This window comes from Paenibacillus sp. FSL H7-0943 (assembly GCF_037963265.1).
In the GTDB taxonomy this organism is placed as follows: Bacteria; Bacillota; Bacilli; order Paenibacillales; family Paenibacillaceae; genus Paenibacillus_AQ; species Paenibacillus_AQ odorifer.
On the sequence record NZ_CP150148.1, the window covers coordinates 6602810 to 6620465 of the forward strand.

Here is a 17656-nt window from a genome sequence, read left to right on the forward strand (position 1 = left end):
GCCCAACGCCATTTGGCGTTGGGCACCTTTTTTTAGTTATTCGTTTTATGCTCCGGATGGCGGGATACAAGCCTCACCAGATCCAGCGTTAAGACGGGTAATGTTAGGGACGCTGGATAAGCTAAGTAACGCGGCTCCCACTCTGGATTGAACTTTTCCTTGTAACGACGCAATCTGGCAAAACCGTAACCATGCCCATGCCCACCTCTATTAAACACTTGATGAGCCAGCTTCTCCTCCTTCAGAGCTCCGGGGTCCTGACCCCCACTGGATGATAGAGGAGTGTTGCCTAGATTAAAAAGCCGATACCCCTTGGACTTCGCCCATTCCAGCATACAAACCAATAAATAATCTACCGTCCCGTTTGGCACATTCTTCCGCTGGCGCAACAAATCTACGGACAGGGTCAATCCTTGATCATACCCTGGGGCAATAGAAGCAAATGCCAGTATTGTACCTTTGGTGTTCCGCAGCACCACAATGGGAGCCCGTTGCAGATACTCGACCTTAAACCACCCTAACGAATAACCCTTTTCCGCTCGGCCATTCAAGCACTCGTCCGAAATCGTTCGCAGTTCTCTCAGCAAACTATCAGCATGCGGCGCTTCTGTAATTTCAACAATCATGCCTTCCCGTTCAAAACGATCGCTTACCCTTTGCAGATCACCATTCTTCAGATCACTGAGTGCAAAGTTATCAAGGCTTATCACTGCCTCTTCACCCAGCTTAAAAAAGCGATAGCCCTGCTCCTGATAGACCGATAAAAAAGCAGGTGAAGCTTGATAGAAAACTACAACCAGACCATACTGATCTGCAGCTTGTCTAAATTCACTGATGGCTTCACTTATTAAGCTTCTCTCTCCCAGCGGATCACCCAGCACAACGAGTTTATCCCTAACTCTGGCGAAAGCGAGCAGCACTTTATCGTTCTGAGCCCAGAAGAAGCCCTTATCACCCAAAAACAAAGTATGAGTTAAGGTATTGCCTTGAACTCCATCTAGAAAATGTTTCAGCTTAGCTACATCCAAGGTCCCGAACAGCTCGTTCTCCTTATGATGGGGCCTGAGGTTTACCCACATTATGAGCAGTACCCAAGACAAGACCAATCCTCCCACTGCCGTAAATGCAACATGACTATATCGCTGCAACCATTCAGGCTGTACACCCGGAGGCAGATGCTTCAGAAATCCACGATGTACATAACAGCCCATCAGATAGTAGCTTAGTGCAATTACTGAAGTGAGGGCAAACCACCGGATCGCGCTTTGTCTGCTGATTGGCGCACTAATCCGATAAAACCGCGATCTGGATATCCAAAGAATAAGCGCTACTATAAGTAGCAAAAGCGCCTCTTCATAATCAAAACCCTTAGTGACTGCAAACAATGATCCAATAAACAGAAGTATGCTAGTCCATACATATGCACTATGGACCCGCAATGTAATGCCCCGCGACAATAAAATCAGCATAAAACCAATAAGGACAGACAGATGATGAGAAAGCTGCATTACCGGAAACGGCAATATTTCCTCCGTAATCTTCAACCTATACAGCAATCCGGGTACTGCTGCAGATAGTAAGAGAATAAGCCCGCTAGCTAGTACCAGCTTGCCAAGAGCCCACATCCCAAGATCGCTCAGAAAGGTATACTGACCCGGCCAGCCCCAGATCTTCTGCCATTTGTTAAGAGAGGGTTCGAACCCTGGAACTGAACGATCTTGATCCTTTTTTCCTTGCAGACCAATTTCCAGTGCAGCCAGCACCAATCCAATCAACCAAGGAATGACATAATAAAACAATCGAAAGATGACAAGCACCGCCATCGCCTTATCGGTCTGGTAGCCAAGCTGTGTCAGCCCGAGCAAGGCGATAAGGTCAAATGCACCGATACCGCCGGGTGCCATACTCAAGATTCCGGCAATAGCAGCAATCGTAAATATACCAAAGATAGCTATAAAATGGACCTCATCCAAGAGATGGCTGCTGATGGTCCAAAACGTCACGCCAGCAAAGCTCCATTCCAGAAAGGAAGCACCGACGGAGTTAACGACTGTAAGCCATGATGTTCTGCCTTTTCCCCGGTTAATCCATTTAGCATAAAGCGATGAGCGCTGCACAAACACAAAAACCGGCAAATAAAGCGCCATACCCCATACTGCAAATACCAGCCAGCGATGTTCTTCCAGCAAAGCCGTTGCCGGGAGTAAACCAAAGATATTCGCCCATGAAAGTAGTGATAACCCGGTAATCATAAGCGGCGACAGAAATACAATGGCGGGTGTTAGCACGGAGGTCGGCACTCCGCTTTTTTTATACAGCAGCGTCCTTAAACCAACTCCAGCCAGTCCTGCAAACCCAATCAAATTATTAAATGTATTAGCAATCCATGCATACCGAAAGGTACTCCACAGCCCTACTTTTAAACGAAAATGTGCCCGAATCAAATAATCATAAGCACTCATAACAGCTACGGAAAGAAGTGCAAAACCAATCATTTGCAAAATAGCAGACGTAGGTACTCGCCTTAGTTCACGCATTATAAGTCCTAAATGAACCTGCTTCAGCTCATGTTGTCCCTCCCAGTATACGAACGCTATGATAGCCACTGGAAAAAGGGCTCTGACCGCCCGGATCCGATAGATAGATAAGATCAGTCTTACAATTTTGAATCTTTCTAATGTCTGTTGCTTTGAATGCATGAGCCCACCTGCCTTTACCGCTGACACACGTTGTGCTAGACAATTTTTACAACTAGTCCATTATAGCAATTCTTGGAATAGAAGACCCGTGATAATCAACACCTACTCTATTAGACTGCCAGCAAATCCCTAACCCCTGCAACAGTTAAAAATTTTTTGGGAAATGAGGATAAGCATAGTTAATATATTACGAAGCCGGACAGATCAATATGACGGAACTTTATTTTAGGGTATCTTTCTAGTATTGGCCAACAATGTGATAAAAGAACATTTAAATTGTAGTCTAAACTTAAAAATACATAACAAAAAGGACATCCCTCACGGCAAAGGATGCCCTTTTTGTTATGTAACACGACTTAGTATGGTTTACACACGAATATCAAATCTGCCTTGGCTATTCGTTGTTGCGGTAGCGATCTCTTGCGGGCTCGCCGCAGCAAGCGCGTTGTTTGCAGGTTTGGCAGGTGCTTCTGCACTACTGCTTGCTGCGGAAGCACTGCTCTGCGACTTCTGGGAAATCTGTGCCTCGATCTGCTTGATCTGCTGCTCAATTTGTTTCGTTTTCGTTTCTTTAGTCTTCGCGTCATCCGAGCTGGCATCAATCTTGTCCAATTCGGCTTCCAGCTTCGCTTTTTGTTTCTCGAGCGCGCTGGTATCTGTAGTACTAGACGTTGAGGTAGTATACGATGTAGAACCTGAGACTGCGGATATACTCATAATCATCCCTCCCTTCCTTACCTCCAATATAATCCTTTTGCAGATAAGGAACGTTAAAACCCGCTGAAAGTTTGCTGAAAGTATTGCTCTCTTTCAAGGTTATAAGGATAAACTGTTAGGAATTGGAATTCACCCGTCTGACCAACAGAAAATAAGACAGAATAGAGAGAACACCCGTACAGGCAATCACAATTGCCATCGGAAGGGCTGAGTCTACGCCCCCAAGACCCACAAGCGGTGCTACACAGCTACCAAGCAGCAACGGTAACAGTCCGATTAAAGCCGAAGCACTGCCTGCGGCCTCTCCTTGGTCCTGCATCGCAAGTGAGAAGCTGGTCGCTCCGACAATCCCCACACTGGAGACAACGGCGAACAGACAGATTAGAATAGGGATCAGCCCTCCCCCTACCAGGATCGTAAGCAGCAGCAAGACGCCCCCCGTTGTACAGAGCAGCAACCCGCTAAGCAGTAGCTTCGTCTCACTCACCTTACCAGCTAGTCTGCCGGCGATTTGACCTGTAATAATAATCCCAATCCCGTTCACAGCAAAGATCAAACTGTATACCTGCGGAGTAACTGCAAAAATATTTTGCAAAACAAAAGATGACCCTGAGATATAAGCGAACATAGACGCTGTAACAAAACCTTGGGACAAGGCATAACCCATAAACTTGCGGTTGCCAAGTAACACCTTAAAGGTAAGCAGAGTACCCTTCAACCCACTCTTGGAGCGCCGCTCCTTCGGCAATGTCTCAGGCAAGCGCAGGAGAATCGTCAAGCAGAAGATAATTCCGGCAGCAAATAATACGAGGAATATCCCCTGCCATGTAGTCACTCTTAAGAGCTGGCCTCCAATGACTGGAGCCAAAATCGGACCCAGACCATTAACAATCATCAATAAAGAGAAAAATTTCGTTAGTTCAGAGCCACTGTACAGATCACGCACAGCCGCCCTAGAGACAACTACACCCACTGAACCAGCAAGACCTTGAATAAACCGCAAAACAATTAAAAGTCCAATCGAAGGACTAAAAGCACATAGCACTGAGGAAACGGCATAGATGAACATCCCTATAAGCAGTGGACGGCGACGTCCATATACATCACTCAGTGGTCCAGCTACTAACTGACCTGAGGCCAGTCCCAATAAAAAGAAGGTGAGACTTAGCTGCACCAAAGCAGCCGTCGTACCGAAATCGTCGACAAGTGTAGGCAGCGCCGGCAAATACATATCAATCGATAACGGCCCAATGGTTGTAATGGAGCCCAGAATAACAGCAAGTTGCAATCTCTGCTTCCTTGAGGGTCCATCTGCAGCAAGTTTATTAGCATTTTGCATTCCAATCATGATCCTTACGTCAACCTTTCTAAAGCAACCCGGGGGCCTTTTTTTGTATTCTTCATACTAACGTAAAGGAACTCAAATGATCAATCCTTTTATAAGGCCTCATTCGGGGCTAATAACTTAAAAATAACCGCCAAAAGGCGGTTATCCTAATTGTTTTATGCATTTTGAGATGTACTAAACCCCTGTAGCCAATCTTTGGCGGCTTCGGCTTCCGCCATACTCAAGCGGTGACCTTGGTTGCCCCAATGGGTTGTAACCTCAGCGCCTGCTTTCTGCAGAATCCCCTCTAGCTCCTGAGTTTCCGTAGATGTTATTAGCGGATCATTCGTACCTGCCCCAATAAAGATAGACACCCCTTCAAGAGAAGGAAGCTCCACATTGCGTAATGGCACCATCGGATGCAACAGCACTGCCGCGCGGAAAATGTCCTTATAATGAAACAGAAGGCTACCAGCAATGTTTGCACCGTTAGAGTAACCAACCGCTACCAGATTGTTGGCATCAAACCCGTATTTCTCTGCCGCTTCATCCAGAAATTGCTTAATCTCATGGGTACGGAAAACTAAGTCCGCTTCATCGAACACTCCTTCAGCCAGCCGACGGAAGAATCGTGGCATGCCATTCTCCAGCACATTGCCCCGTATACCTAGCACCGATGAATCTGGGGATAACATCTCAGCCAGCGGCAGCAAATCCTGCTCATTACCACCTGTACCATGAAACAACACTAACGTAGGTTTAGTTATATCTTTACCTTTACGGAATACATGAATCATCCCTGCTTCACCTCAATTTCTCTTACTTGAATAGGCGTTAAGTTTTCTTCGATGGCCGCGCGATGCGGCTCAAACCAGGACGGCAGCATCAACTTTTCACCCAACGCATCCGGGGCTTCATCACGGGCAAACCCTGGAGGATCTGTAGCGATTTCGAACAGGATTCCTCCTCTTTCACGGAAATAGATCGCATTAAAATACTGACGGTCTTGAACGGGTGTAGGTCTATGCCCATGACTCTGCACATGGCGCGACCATTCCAGTTGCTCTGCATTATCCTTTGCCCGCCACGCGATGTGATGAACTGTCCCTGCACCTCCCGCTCCGAGCGGAACGGGTGATGTCTTCAAATCAATAATATTACCTAGCTCCCCATTGGTTCTATAGCGAGTATATCCATCTCCGTCAGCAATATGTTCCATACCCAGCGTATGAACAAGTGTCTCAGCTGTTTGCAACGGATTGCTGCTATATAGCACAGCCCCGCCAAAACCTTTGATCGCGTATTTAGTAGGAATCCCACCAAAGGACCACTTACTGAGCGGGCCTTCCTCACGTTCCACCAGTTCAATCCGCAGACCGTCGTAATCAGCAAAAGATAAATAGGGTTCAGAGATCCGACTTCCTTTTGTAACCGAAATTCCGTATTCAGCAAGGCGTTGTTCCCAGAATTGCAGAGCACCGACCGGCACTGCGTAGATCGTTACGCCAACTTGACCACTGCCGATTCTGCCTCTACGCCCTACAGGCGAAGGGAAAAATGTAATAATCGTTCCCGGCGAACCCTGCTCATTCCCAAAGTATAAATGATAGACCTCTGGAGCATCAAAATTAATCGTTTTTTTCACGAGCCGTAGGCCCAGAATCCCGGCGTAGAAATCAACATTGCGCTGAGCGTCTCCGACAAAAGCTGTAATATGATGTATTCCTGCAGTTTGAAGTGTCATTATTATAAACTCCCTTCTTAGTTAAAAAACAATGCATCTAGAGAAATCGAACCTGGTCCCGTAAGCGCCACACCTACCGCAAATACCAAAACCGTGAGCGGAAACTCAATCCCGTTCGAAGTGGACCAGAAACCATTTGGAGCATGAACCTTAACGATTGCCCCCAGCATCGTGGCAGCGATCAACACCGCTGCAACAGGCGTTAACAGTCCTGCCGCGAACATAAATCCGCCCACCAGCTCCATAATCCCTGCTAAAATCGCCATAGTCACACCCGGTTTGATTCCGATGGACTCCATCCAGCCTCCCGTACCCTTCGGACCGTAACCTCCGAACCATCCAAATAGCTTTTGTGCGCCATGTCCTATAAAAGCAAGCCCAATCACCAATCTCATTAATAACAGTCCTACACTTATCATTTTTACCTTCCCCTATTCCTTTGATTTAATTATCTTAATGTTAAGATATTGGGTAAAAAAGAGCGCCCGGCGAACCGGAATAACCTATGGGCTGCTCTCCTCTTTCCTCTTCTATCTACAACTCGGAGGCGTTAAACGTATCGCCGCCCTTAATCGTACCCGAGTTAAAACCTTTGTAGAACCAGCGCTTTCTCTGCTCTGAGGTACCGTGAGTGAAACTATCCGGCACTGCATAGCCCTGAGCCTGCTTCTGAATCGTATCATCGCCGACGGCGCTTGCAGCTGCCAGAGCTTCCTCTAAGTCGCCTTCCTCCAGCAGATTCATACCCTGAGCATGATTGGCCCAGACACCGGCCAAATAATCAGCCTGCAGCTCAAAACGAACCTGATATTTGTTGTACTCCTTCTCACTCAACGTCTGGCGAAGGGAATCGAGCTGTTTCGAGGTGCCTAGTAATGTCTGTACATGATGTCCAACCTCATGGGCAATGACATAAGCCATGGCGAAGTCGCCCGGCGCGTGGAAGCGTTGCTGCAACTCATCATAAAAGCTCAGATCAATATATAGTTTGGCGTCACCCGGACAGTAGAAGGGACCAACTGCCGAGGTAGCTGTTCCGCAAGCAGAGTCTACACTCCCACTGTATAGCACTAAGGTGGGGTCCGTATAGGTCATTCCCTGCTGCTGGAAAATCTCACCCCAAACCTCCTCTGTGTCGGCAAGAACTACCGATACAAACTCCGCAAGCTCTTGCTCCTCTGCGGTCTGTTCATAAGGGGCCGTTGAACTGGAGCCTGTGGAAGTCAAACTTCCCAGGATATCCCCGGCATTGCCTCCACTGAGTAACGTGATGACCAGGACAAGGATAATTCCTCCGATCCCGCCACCAATCATCTTGCCGCCGCCGCTCATGCCTCTGCGGTCCTCCACGTTCGAACTCCCTCTTCTTCCCTGCCATTTCATGGCCAAGCCCCCAGTCGAAATATCAGGTAATCTTAAGTAAATGGCTACCTGGCTTCGTTAAGTTAAATATCTTATTAGTGATATACCCAAAAAAGCAGGGTTTCACTTATACTTACTGGAGTTGGGAGAATGAGGATGGAGGAACTACTTCCAACCTTATAGAAGCGCCTAGTTATTCGTCATGTTCGCAGCGCCTATACACCTTTGCCAAGCTTTTTCATTAATTCGATAGCCTGGACTTTCTCTTCCTTATCTAATCCACCCATCAAATCATGAATTGAGGCTACATGACGAGGGAAAATCTCATCAAACATTTCACGACCTGCATCCGTAATCTCCGCATAAGTAACGCGGCGATCCTCGCTACAGGGTACACGTTTCAGCAGTCCCTTTTTCTCCAACTTGTCGATATTATAGGTAATGCTTCCGCTCGTAACGAGAATTTTCTCCCCAATCTGTTGCAGCGGAATCCGCGTTCTATGGTAAAGTACTTCAAGCACCATGAATTCAGCCGAAGCCAAGCCATAACTCTTCATATCCTTCACCGCATGATCCATTAGGCTTTTATAAGCCTTAGATAAGACTACAAACAATTTCAGTGAGGCGGCTTGTTCTTCGTCAGGTGCACTCTCTGTATTACGCAAGTTTACTTGTTTATCACTCATCAATTCCACCTCCACTTCAATCAAACTTGTATTCAATCCATTTATTTGTCTTTACGTTAAATATCTTTAAGTTAAGATAACTATACGACTTCCCATCCTTCTTGTCAACCTCATCGCTAAAAAAGTTACTTCCGTCTAGAGACCGGTAAGTTTTCCTATGACACTTTACAGGGAGTGATAAAAATCACCCCAAGTTTGACCTGACCTATAAAAGGGCGTATTCTTGTCTTTACGAATGACTCTTTAGTAAGCGATTTCAATACCCTAAAGGAGGCGACCTGATGAGTTCGTTCAATCCAACCCCTACCGAAGAAGCTATGGAGGGGCAGGCTGGAGCACGACGCGTGCTGATCGTGACAGCCGTAGACGCGGAGCGTGACGCGGTCCTGCGCGGCCTGCAAGGCAGCGACAGGTTCCATGTTATCGCTGCCGGCGCAGGGCCGGCAGCGGCGGCGGCGGAAACCGCCGCGGCACTCGCAGCCGGTTCTTACGGCTGCGTATTGAGCGTCGGGATCGGCGGCGGATTCCCGGGGCTGGCGCCTTTAGGCTCGCTGGTTGTAGCCAGCGAGATGATTGCCGCCGACCTCGGGGCCGAGACGCCGGAGGGCTTCCGCAGCGCTGCCGAGCTCGGCTTCGGCAGCGTGTCCGTGCCGGCTGACCGCGGCACGGTGCAAGCGGTTTCGGCCGCGCTGGCTGCGGCCGGGTTACCCGTAAGCACGGGCACCGTGCTTACGGTCTCGACGGCGACCGGCACCGCGGAGACGGCCGCCGCCCATCTCGCGCGGCATCCCCATGCCGTCGCGGAAGCGATGGAAGGCCACGGAGTTGCCGTGGCCGCTCAGGCGCTGGGGCTCCCGGTACTGGAGCTCCGCGCCATCTCGAACCCGGTCGGTCCCCGCGACCGGGCCGCTTGGAAGATCGGTGATGCAATGGAAGCATTAACGGCGGCAGCCGCTATATTACTGGAGGTGCTGTAATGACAACTGAGCTTAATATCGCTTTTTCCCCTTGCCCTAACGATACCTTTGTATTTCATGCCTGGGCGCACGGGCTTGTCCCGAATGCACCTAAGCTGAATGTAACCTATGCCGACATTGATATTACCAATACGCTGGCTGCTGACGGAGAAGGACCAGAAGTCCTCAAAATCTCCTACGCTGCTCTGCCTTGGGTTCTGGAGCGGTACAAACTGCTGCCATGCGGCGGTGCTTTAGGACGCGGCTGCGGCCCGCTGCTGCTTACAGCAAGTGGACCCCATGCGGTCAAACGCCCAGAAAAGCTAGCCGGACGCCGGATTGCTGTACCTAGCGAACGCTCTACGGCTTATTTGCTTTTCCGATTATGGGCAGCACAAAATGTAACTGGAGGCATCGGCGAAATAGTCGTAATGCCTTTCGATGAGATTATGCCTGCCGTACGGGATGGCCATATCGATGCAGGGCTGGTAATTCACGAAGCCCGCTTCACTTACGCCTCTTATGGTCTTAATATGCTGACTGATCTAGGCAGCTGGTGGGAAAGCGATACCGGACTGCCCATTCCTCTCGGCGCTATCATTGCCCGCCGTGATTTAGATGCCGATGCTATCACCGGCTGGATTCACAGCTCTCTTCAGTATGCGTGGGATCATCCAACGGATTCCAGAGACTATGTGCTTAGCCATGCTCAAGAGTTGGCTCCTGAAGTGGCTAAATCCCACATCGATCTCTACGTGAATGACTTCTCGATGAATCTGGGTGATGACGGCTATGCCGCAATCTCTGCCCTGCTTAATCGTGCTGCGGCAGAAGGACTTGTGCCTGCAATCGATCCAGCACTGCTTCGTTAGCATTTACCAGATAGTTTAACAATCCCCGGCCACACCTATAAGGTGTTCTCCGGGGATTTTATTTATTCTACGTAGCCTTCCAGCCAGACATTATTTGGCTTATCGAACCAGTGATTATACAATAGACCTATAAACATGATCTATGAGGGAGGATCACATGATACCTGAAAAAAACAGCAAACAAAACATCGACCGCTTTTTGGGCTTTCAAAATGAATATGACCGCTACCGTCCCGAAGCCCCTGAGATGATTATCAAATTGCTAACAGATTACCTAGGTACCACCCCTTCACTCGTCGCAGATATAGGCTGCGGTACGGGTTTGTCTACTTTTCTCTGGAACGATGTCGCAGAACGCGTAATCGGTATCGAACCCAATCCAGATATGTTGGGAAAAGCAATCGATAAACTTAGCAGATTAGAAGAACCCCAATCAATTACTTTTGTGCAAGGCTACTCTAACCAGCTTCCGCTTGCATCAGATAGTGTAGACATAGTTACCTGCTCGCAATCATTCCACTGGATGGATCCTGAAAGTACACTGCAAGAAATCTCCCGGGTCTTAAAAAAAGGCGGAGTCTTTGCCGCCTACGATTGCGATTGGCCTTTATCTCTTCAGCAAAATGTAGAAGAACGATACAACCAGCTGATCTCCAAAACAGAAGAATTGCTGGCTTCGCTTTTACCTAATGAGGAGAGAGCACATAAATGGGACAAAGAAGGTCATTTGTCACGGATCAAAGCTAGTGGGGCCTTCTCTTTTGCCAGAGAAATCGTATTCCACAACCTAGAGTCCTGCGATGCCCAGCGATATATTGGTTTAACCCTAAGTCAAGGGGGAGTGCAAACCGTAATGAAACTAGACGCTACCTTGCTTGAGCAAGACATCGCCGATTACACCGCCGCAGTTGAACAGCATTTTAAAGGCAGAACATTAGAGGTTCTAATCAGCTACCGAATGAGAATCGGCATCAAATAATCTTCGATCGCAACCAAAAACGCCCCGCCCCCTCATATGAGGAGTTCGGAGCGTTTTCTTCTTTTTTATTTAACTTCTTCCATGAACCCTGAGGTTCTCCACGATCACTATTGCTCCTAATACTTTCAGCAACAGGTTACGCACTTTATGTTTTATGAAGAATGCGGGTGCGTTCAAGCTCTCGCAAGGTACCGCTTGGAAACTGATTATTCTGTCGGCGATATAATTGGCAGGGTGACGATGATGGTCGTTCCTTGGCCGGGTTCACTTTCCACGCGGATATCCCCTTTATGAAGCGATACGATCTGTTTAACAATGGCAAGTCCCATCCCGCTGCCACCATATTTACGACTGTGGGATCGATCAGCCTTAAAGAACCGTTCGAATATACGTTGCTGATCCTCAAGTGAAATCCCGATGCCAGTGTCTGATATCCGAACGGTCACATTGCTGATATCTTGTTTGAGGCTGACGTTAATTACACTGTTATCCTTAGAGAACTTGATACTGTTGCCAAGGAGATTGGTCCATACCTGACTTAACAGGTCGTAGTCAGCCAGTAGGATAATAGGCTTCAGATCAAGGTCAAAGCTGATATTACGAGCCGACCATTGCGGCTGAATCGCTACTATTACTCTTCTTATCTGTTCGTCCAGGTTAAATGTAATTAGCCGTAGCTGCTGTGACTGCGATTCTAATAAACTCAGCTTCAGCAGGCTGTCGCTCATTTTAGACATCCGCTCTGCTTCAGCGATAATAATATCAAGATAACGATTTCTCTCTTGTTCTGCAAGATCTACTCGCTTGAGCGCAATCGCATAACCAGATATTGAGGTGAGCGGAGACTGGACCTCATGCGACACATTAGATACAAACTCCTTACGCATCTGCTCAAGCTGCTGCAGATCGTGCATCATTTCTTCAAAGCTGCGAGCCAAGGTACCTAGCTCACCGGTTTGCTTAATATTCAGCTCGACGTTGAAATCACCAGCTGCTATTCGTCTAGTCGCTTTGGTTAGCTTCTTGATCGGTCTGACTAAGAACATCGCAGCTACCAGAATCAAGAGGCTTCCAGCTATCAATGAATAGAGCAAGAAATTTAATATCAAATTCCTTCTGGCAGTGACGGAAGGGGGATTAAGCGTCTCCACAAACATCGCTTTGGTGCCGTCTTCCGTTCTCAACTGCAAGCCTAGGAGAAGCGCAGAAGTATTCCTGTTATGAGGTTGATAAACTTCTCCTGCGAGAACTTTTTTTATTTCTTCCATAGTTACAGGGACCGGCTTGTGCCCATTAAGTCCGTAAGATTGGAATTTACCCGCTTCATCGAATATTCGGATATAGTAGGAATCAAGCTGCTTCATCCCACTTACGAAAGAGTTGGCTTCACGTAATGGAAAGGTTTCGTAAATTTTGACTATATCCTGTCCAAAATGCAATAAGGGAATTCGCATGTTCTCTTTCAGTTTGTCTTCAAATACCCAAGTTGCCACAAACAAAGCAATGATTGTGCCCCCGATTACGGAGGCTAGGAAGGTCAGAACAACGCGTGTATATATAGATCTGATCATTCATGCACCTCAAGCCTGTAGCCAAGTCCACGCACCGTCTCAATACGAAAATCAGGAGTAGTCGCAAACCGTTCACGCAGGCGTTTGATATGCACGTCAATCGTCCGATCATCTCCAGCATAATCAATTCCCCAAATTTGATCGATCAACTGCTCGCGCGTATATACTTGTCCAGGGGTTCCAGCAAGCTTGTACAGCAACTCGAACTCCTTAAGGGGTAAGGGAAATGACTCCGTACCTTTCATCACCTTATAGGTCTGCCGATCAAGGATGACATTGCCAATTTGGATCATCTGCGTGGAGCCAATCCGATATCGTTTCAGCAATGACCTAACACGAACCGTCAGCTCTAACGGATCGAACGGTTTAGTTAAATAATCGTCCGTGCCTAATTCGAAGCCCTTCACTTTCTCCCAGGTTTCGCCTCTGGCAGTCAATATAAGTAATGGAAGATCAGGATTAGCTCTGCGGAGCTCCTTACAAAGCATCCAACCATCCATATTTGGCATCATAATATCCAGCACGACAAGATCGACATGTGTTCCAGCATATACGGCGAGCGCTTCCTTGCCATCCACAGCTTCAACTGTTTCGAATCCGTCGTTGCGGAGAAATAAACAGACAAGTTCGCGAATGTTCGCATCGTCGTCAGCAACCAGTATAGTAGGCATTCGTTTCCTCTTTTCCTGTTGTCCATTCTTACTATTATACTATATTATACTTTCGGCTAAACTGTCTGTTGTCTTGAGACTACACGATGATCAAACCGAAAAAGAGCGTCTAACACGGTTACCCGTATGTAGACGCTCTTAATGTCGTTTCGCTTTAGCTTTAGCTTTAGTCAGCTTACTTCTTATTCATCTTAAACATTAGGAACAGCTCATTATAATGAGCAAGCATCCGTTTGCCAAGGTTATCGTATACTTCAAGCCGGTCCGTAATTTCGGCTGGTGGATAGAAACGGGTATCCTCAGAAGTTTCCTCAGGAAGCAGCTCCAGTGCAGGAATGTTAGGCGTGGAATAACCTACATATTCTGCATTCTTAGCAGCAACGTCTGGGCGGAGCATGAAGTTGATGAACTGATGCGCTCCATCCACATTTTTCGCTGTCCGAGGAATAACCATGTTATCAAACCATTTGTTCGAGCCTTCTTCCGGCACTACATAATCCAGCTTATCATTCTCGTCCATGATCTCGGAAGCATCGCCGGACCAGACAATCCCAACCGAAGCTTCTTCATTTGCCAGCAGCATCTTGATCTCATCACCGACAATCGCCTTCACGTTAGGAGACAACTTGTTGAGCTTAGTCAGTGCTTCCTGCAGATGTGCCTCATCCTTGTCATTAACGGAATAATGCAGGCTGTTCAAGGCCATGCCCATCACTTCACGGGCTCCGTCTACCAGGAAGATGTTATTATGCAGTCTGCTGTCCCAGAGAGAATCCCAGCTGGTGAAGTCCATGCCCTTGGTCATTTCCGGATTGAAAATAATCCCGACGGTCCCCCAGAAATAAGGTACAGAATATTTGTTACCCGGATCAAACGAGAGGTCCATAAAGCGTGAATCAATATTCTTTAGATTCGAAATCTTGCTATGATCCAGCGGGATGAGCAGATCTTCTTCTTTCATCTTAGCAATGGCATAATCCGAAGGGATTACAACATCAAAGGTAGTTCCGCCCTGCTCAACCTTGGTCAACATAGCTTCATTGGAATCGAAGGTTTGATAAATGACTGTTAAGCCGGTCTCTTTTTCAAATTCCTTCAATAGATCCGGATCGACATAGTCGCCCCAGTTATAGATAGTCAGTGTGTTTCCACCCGAATATCCCTCTCTCGAATTCATCCAAGATCCCAAGTACATGAGCGCAAATGCCGTGATAAGGATCGCCAGAAAAGCATTTATCAGCTGTTTCATCTAGGCACCCCCGCTTCTGCAACAGGCTCCGCCACAGCTTCTGCTGTGTTATGGCGATTTTTCTTAAGGGTCAGGAAGTAATAACCAACCACAAGCAGAATGGTGAACAGGAAGATCATTGTCGACAGCGCATTAATCGATAGCGACACCCCTTGCCGGGCTCTAGAGTATATCTCAACCGATAACGTCGAATAACCGTTGCCTGTTACGAAGAACGTAACCGCAAAGTCATCCAGTGAATACGTAAGCGCCATAAAAAATCCGCTGAATATCCCTGGTTTAATAATCGGCAAAATTACTTTAGTCAGCACATCCTTACGGCTTGCCCCAAGATCACGGGCTGCATCCGTTAATGTAGGGCTCATTTCCTGTAGATGCGGCAAAATCATCAATACGGCAATCGGTACGCTGAATGCAACGTGTGAGAGCAGAACAGACGCGAAACCCAGCTTGATGCCAGCAATGGTGAACAGGATAAGGAACGAAGCACCAATAATGACATCTGGACTGACGATCAGCACGTTATTCAGAGACAGCAAGGTGTTCTTGGCGCGGCGATTCTGCACACTTTTAATGGCCAGCGCACCAATAATAGCGATAAGGGTCGCAATAGCCGAGGATAGCAGCGCGATCACAAGCGTATTGATTACGATGATGATCAGGCGCTTATCTTGGACCACCTCACGGTAGTAATCCAGCGTGAAGCCCTCGAACTTATGCATCGTCCCCCCACTGTTGAACGAATAGTACATTAAATAGAAGATAGGTGCATACAGAACAATGAACACCAGAACTAGGTAGAGGTTAGAGAATCCATTTTTATTTCTCATTCCGCGCCCCTTTCCGCGATCCGCCTGTGATAATCATAAACAGCGCCATAATGGCAATCAGAAACACTGCAACTGTAGAACCCATGCCCCAGTCCTGAGTGACCAGGAAATGCTGCTCGATTGCGGTGCCCAGCGTAATGACCCTGTTGCCTGCAATCAGACGGGTGATCATAAACAGGGACAGCGCAGGTATGAATACTGCCATACAGCCTGAGCGTACTCCCGAAATGGTCAGCGGAAAAATAACACGTCTAAACGTGGTCCAGCCCGAAGCCCCTAAATCACGTGCCGCATCCAGCAAGGATAAATTCAAATCCTCCAAAGCGCTGTATATCGGCAGGATCATAAACGGAATAAAAATATAGACAGATACAAATACAAAACTGAAGCCCGTAAACAGAATTTGCTGTTCTCCGATTCCAAGCAGATCAAAGAAATTATTGATCGGACCAAATGTACCGAATATCCCTATAAAAGCGTAGGTTTTTAGCAGCAAATTAATCCATGTCGGCAAAATAATCAGCAATAACCACAGCTGCTTATGTTTGGTTCTCGTCAGCAGATAAGCCGCCGGATAGGCAACCAGCAAAGAGAATGCTGTAATCAGAAACGCGTACCAGAACGAGGTCAGCGTCATTTTTAAATATACAGGGGTGAAGAAACTGACGTAATTATCCAGAGTAATATGGCCATCCAAATCAAATAACGAATAATAGATGACAAGCACTACCGGTGCAATTACAAACAATGCGATCCAGAGGTAATAAGGGATGAGATAGTACGATTTGCCCTTATTCTTCATGACTCTCCACCTCGCCATAAGCTTCCAGACGTCTGTCGAATTCTTCCTCCGTTTCACCGAAACGCATAACATGAATCGCTTCCGGATCAAAATAAAGGCCAATTTCACTGCCTACAGTCGCCTTACGTGTAGAATGCACAAGCCATTCATGCCCGGATTCATCATAACAGCTGATTTCATAATGCACGCCCCGGAATAGCTGGGAATCAACCCGCACACGTAGTTTACCCTGTTCCAGCGTAGAAATTTCCAAATCCTCAGGACGAATAACAATCTCTACGGATTCATTCGGTTTCAGCCCGGCATCGAAACATTCGAAGCGGCGGCCGTTAAACTCCACCAGATAATCCTCGATCATAACTCCCGGCACAATGTTCGATTCGCCAATAAAATCCGCCACAAAACGGTTAATCGGCTCATCATAAATATCGTTAGGGGTGCCGCTTTGCTCGATTTTTCCTTTATTCATGACAAAAATCCAGTCGGACATCGCGAGTGCCTCTTCCTGGTCATGCGTTACAAAAATAAAGGTAATGCCTAACCGCTGCTGCATTTCCCGCAGTATGTACTGCATCTCCGTGCGCAGCTTGAGATCTAGCGCCGATAGAGGCTCGTCCAGCAGTAGAACCTGTGGCTCATTCACAATCGCCCGGGCAATGGCAACCCGCTGGCGCTGACCGCCGGACATTTCGTTAATCGCACGCTGCTCATAACCCACAAGGTTAACGAAGCTTAGCGCTTCCTGCACCTTCTTCGTGATAACATCCTTCTTAAGCTTCTTAATGCGCAGTCCGAAAGCCACATTCTCGAATACGTTCAGGTGTGGAAACAATGCGTAATCCTGAAATACCGTATTGACCTGCCGCTCATTGGCGGGAATGTGGTTAATTACCTTTCCATTTAAATAAATAGAACCGCTCGTTGGCTCAGCGAACCCGGCGATCAATCGAAGAATAGTCGTTTTACCACAGCCAGATGGACCAAGTAGTGTATAGAATTTGCCGCGCTCTATCTCAAAGCTGACTCCTTTTAACACCGGATCTTCGTCGTCATATTGCTTAGTAACTTCTTCAAATGAAATAATGGTACCTTCCTGAATAGCTATAGCTAACAACCTCCCTTACCTTAGTAATACAATACTATTTTACCCGCATCTTGCGGAGAACAATCGAAATGAGTATGCTCAGCGCT

The 17656-nt window shown here is 47.4% G+C and carries 17 protein-coding genes; 3 read left to right on the top strand and 14 right to left on the bottom strand.

Annotation, left to right across the window (positions count from 1 at the left end):
• Positions 1-32: 32 nt before the first annotated feature.
• The 8 genes from mprF to NSQ55_RS28930 form a co-directional block, all read right to left on the bottom strand.
• Positions 33-2699, bottom strand: coding sequence for a bifunctional lysylphosphatidylglycerol flippase/synthetase MprF (gene mprF / locus NSQ55_RS28895; protein WP_339170364.1), 2667 nt, complete (start codon positions 2697-2699; stop codon positions 33-35).
• A 366-nt stretch (positions 2700-3065) separates the two neighbouring features.
• On the bottom strand, positions 3066-3416 hold the full coding sequence (locus NSQ55_RS28900) for a FlxA-like family protein (protein WP_076099710.1): 351 nt from the start codon (positions 3414-3416) through the stop codon (positions 3066-3068).
• 115 nt (positions 3417-3531) lie between these two features.
• Positions 3532-4755, bottom strand: a complete 1224-nt coding sequence (locus NSQ55_RS28905) for a multidrug effflux MFS transporter (RefSeq protein ID WP_339174636.1) — start codon at positions 4753-4755, stop codon at positions 3532-3534.
• 164 nt (positions 4756-4919) lie between these two features.
• Positions 4920-5540, bottom strand: a complete 621-nt coding sequence (locus NSQ55_RS28910; RefSeq protein ID WP_076124044.1) for an alpha/beta hydrolase — start codon at positions 5538-5540, stop codon at positions 4920-4922.
• A complete protein-coding gene (locus tag NSQ55_RS28915; RefSeq protein WP_076305812.1) occupies positions 5537-6487 on the bottom strand; it encodes a ring-cleaving dioxygenase in 951 nt (316 codons plus the stop codon). Before NSQ55_RS28915 ends, NSQ55_RS28910 begins: the two co-directional genes overlap by 4 nt.
• Positions 6488-6504: 17 nt before the next feature.
• The gene (locus NSQ55_RS28920; RefSeq protein WP_036682076.1) at positions 6505-6906 is read right to left on the bottom strand and encodes a DoxX family protein; all 402 of its coding nucleotides are present in this window, start codon (positions 6904-6906) and stop codon (positions 6505-6507) included.
• Positions 6907-7021: 115 nt separating this feature from the next.
• The gene (locus NSQ55_RS28925) at positions 7022-7870 is read right to left on the bottom strand and encodes a neutral zinc metallopeptidase (RefSeq protein WP_076191707.1); all 849 of its coding nucleotides are present in this window, start codon (positions 7868-7870) and stop codon (positions 7022-7024) included.
• 194 nt (positions 7871-8064) lie between these two features.
• On the bottom strand, positions 8065-8535 hold the full coding sequence (locus tag NSQ55_RS28930; protein WP_339170371.1) for a MarR family transcriptional regulator: 471 nt from the start codon (positions 8533-8535) through the stop codon (positions 8065-8067).
• 281 nt (positions 8536-8816) lie between these two features.
• On the opposite strand from NSQ55_RS28930, the gene NSQ55_RS28935 reads away from it, so the two are divergent.
• The 3 genes from NSQ55_RS28935 to NSQ55_RS28945 all read left to right on the top strand — a co-directional run bounded on the left by NSQ55_RS28935 (position 8817) and on the right by NSQ55_RS28945 (position 11342).
• Positions 8817-9512, top strand: coding sequence for a futalosine hydrolase (locus NSQ55_RS28935; protein ID WP_339170373.1), 696 nt, complete (start codon positions 8817-8819; stop codon positions 9510-9512).
• Positions 9512-10363, top strand: a complete 852-nt coding sequence (locus NSQ55_RS28940; RefSeq protein ID WP_339170375.1) for a 1,4-dihydroxy-6-naphthoate synthase — start codon at positions 9512-9514, stop codon at positions 10361-10363. The genes NSQ55_RS28935 and NSQ55_RS28940 overlap by 1 nt, the downstream gene beginning before the upstream one ends.
• Positions 10364-10520: 157 nt before the next feature.
• Positions 10521-11342: a class I SAM-dependent methyltransferase gene (locus NSQ55_RS28945; protein WP_076181960.1), complete on the top strand. Its 822-nt coding sequence runs from the start codon at positions 10521-10523 to the stop codon at positions 11340-11342.
• Positions 11343-11548: 206 nt separating this feature from the next.
• Here the strand turns inward: NSQ55_RS28945 and NSQ55_RS28950 are convergent, their stop codons facing one another.
• The 6 genes from NSQ55_RS28950 to NSQ55_RS28975 all read right to left on the bottom strand — a co-directional run bounded on the left by NSQ55_RS28950 (position 11549) and on the right by NSQ55_RS28975 (position 17564).
• Positions 11549-12913: a HAMP domain-containing sensor histidine kinase gene (locus tag NSQ55_RS28950; protein WP_076181958.1), complete on the bottom strand. Its 1365-nt coding sequence runs from the start codon at positions 12911-12913 to the stop codon at positions 11549-11551.
• On the bottom strand, positions 12910-13584 hold the full coding sequence (locus NSQ55_RS28955; RefSeq protein ID WP_038573732.1) for a response regulator transcription factor: 675 nt from the start codon (positions 13582-13584) through the stop codon (positions 12910-12912). The genes NSQ55_RS28950 and NSQ55_RS28955 overlap by 4 nt, the downstream gene beginning before the upstream one ends.
• Positions 13585-13759: 175 nt before the next feature.
• Positions 13760-14833, bottom strand: a complete 1074-nt coding sequence (locus tag NSQ55_RS28960) for an ABC transporter substrate-binding protein (RefSeq protein WP_076181956.1) — start codon at positions 14831-14833, stop codon at positions 13760-13762.
• Positions 14830-15663 carry an ABC transporter permease gene (locus NSQ55_RS28965; protein ID WP_076099717.1) on the bottom strand — a complete coding sequence of 278 codons (834 nt, stop codon included), beginning with the start codon at positions 15661-15663 and terminating at the stop codon, positions 14830-14832. Before NSQ55_RS28965 ends, NSQ55_RS28960 begins: the two co-directional genes overlap by 4 nt.
• Positions 15653-16465: an ABC transporter permease gene (locus NSQ55_RS28970; RefSeq protein WP_036682096.1), complete on the bottom strand. Its 813-nt coding sequence runs from the start codon at positions 16463-16465 to the stop codon at positions 15653-15655. Before NSQ55_RS28970 ends, NSQ55_RS28965 begins: the two co-directional genes overlap by 11 nt.
• The gene (locus tag NSQ55_RS28975) at positions 16455-17564 is read right to left on the bottom strand and encodes an ABC transporter ATP-binding protein (RefSeq protein WP_036682445.1); all 1110 of its coding nucleotides are present in this window, start codon (positions 17562-17564) and stop codon (positions 16455-16457) included. Before NSQ55_RS28975 ends, NSQ55_RS28970 begins: the two co-directional genes overlap by 11 nt.
• Positions 17565-17656: the final 92 nt, after the last annotated feature.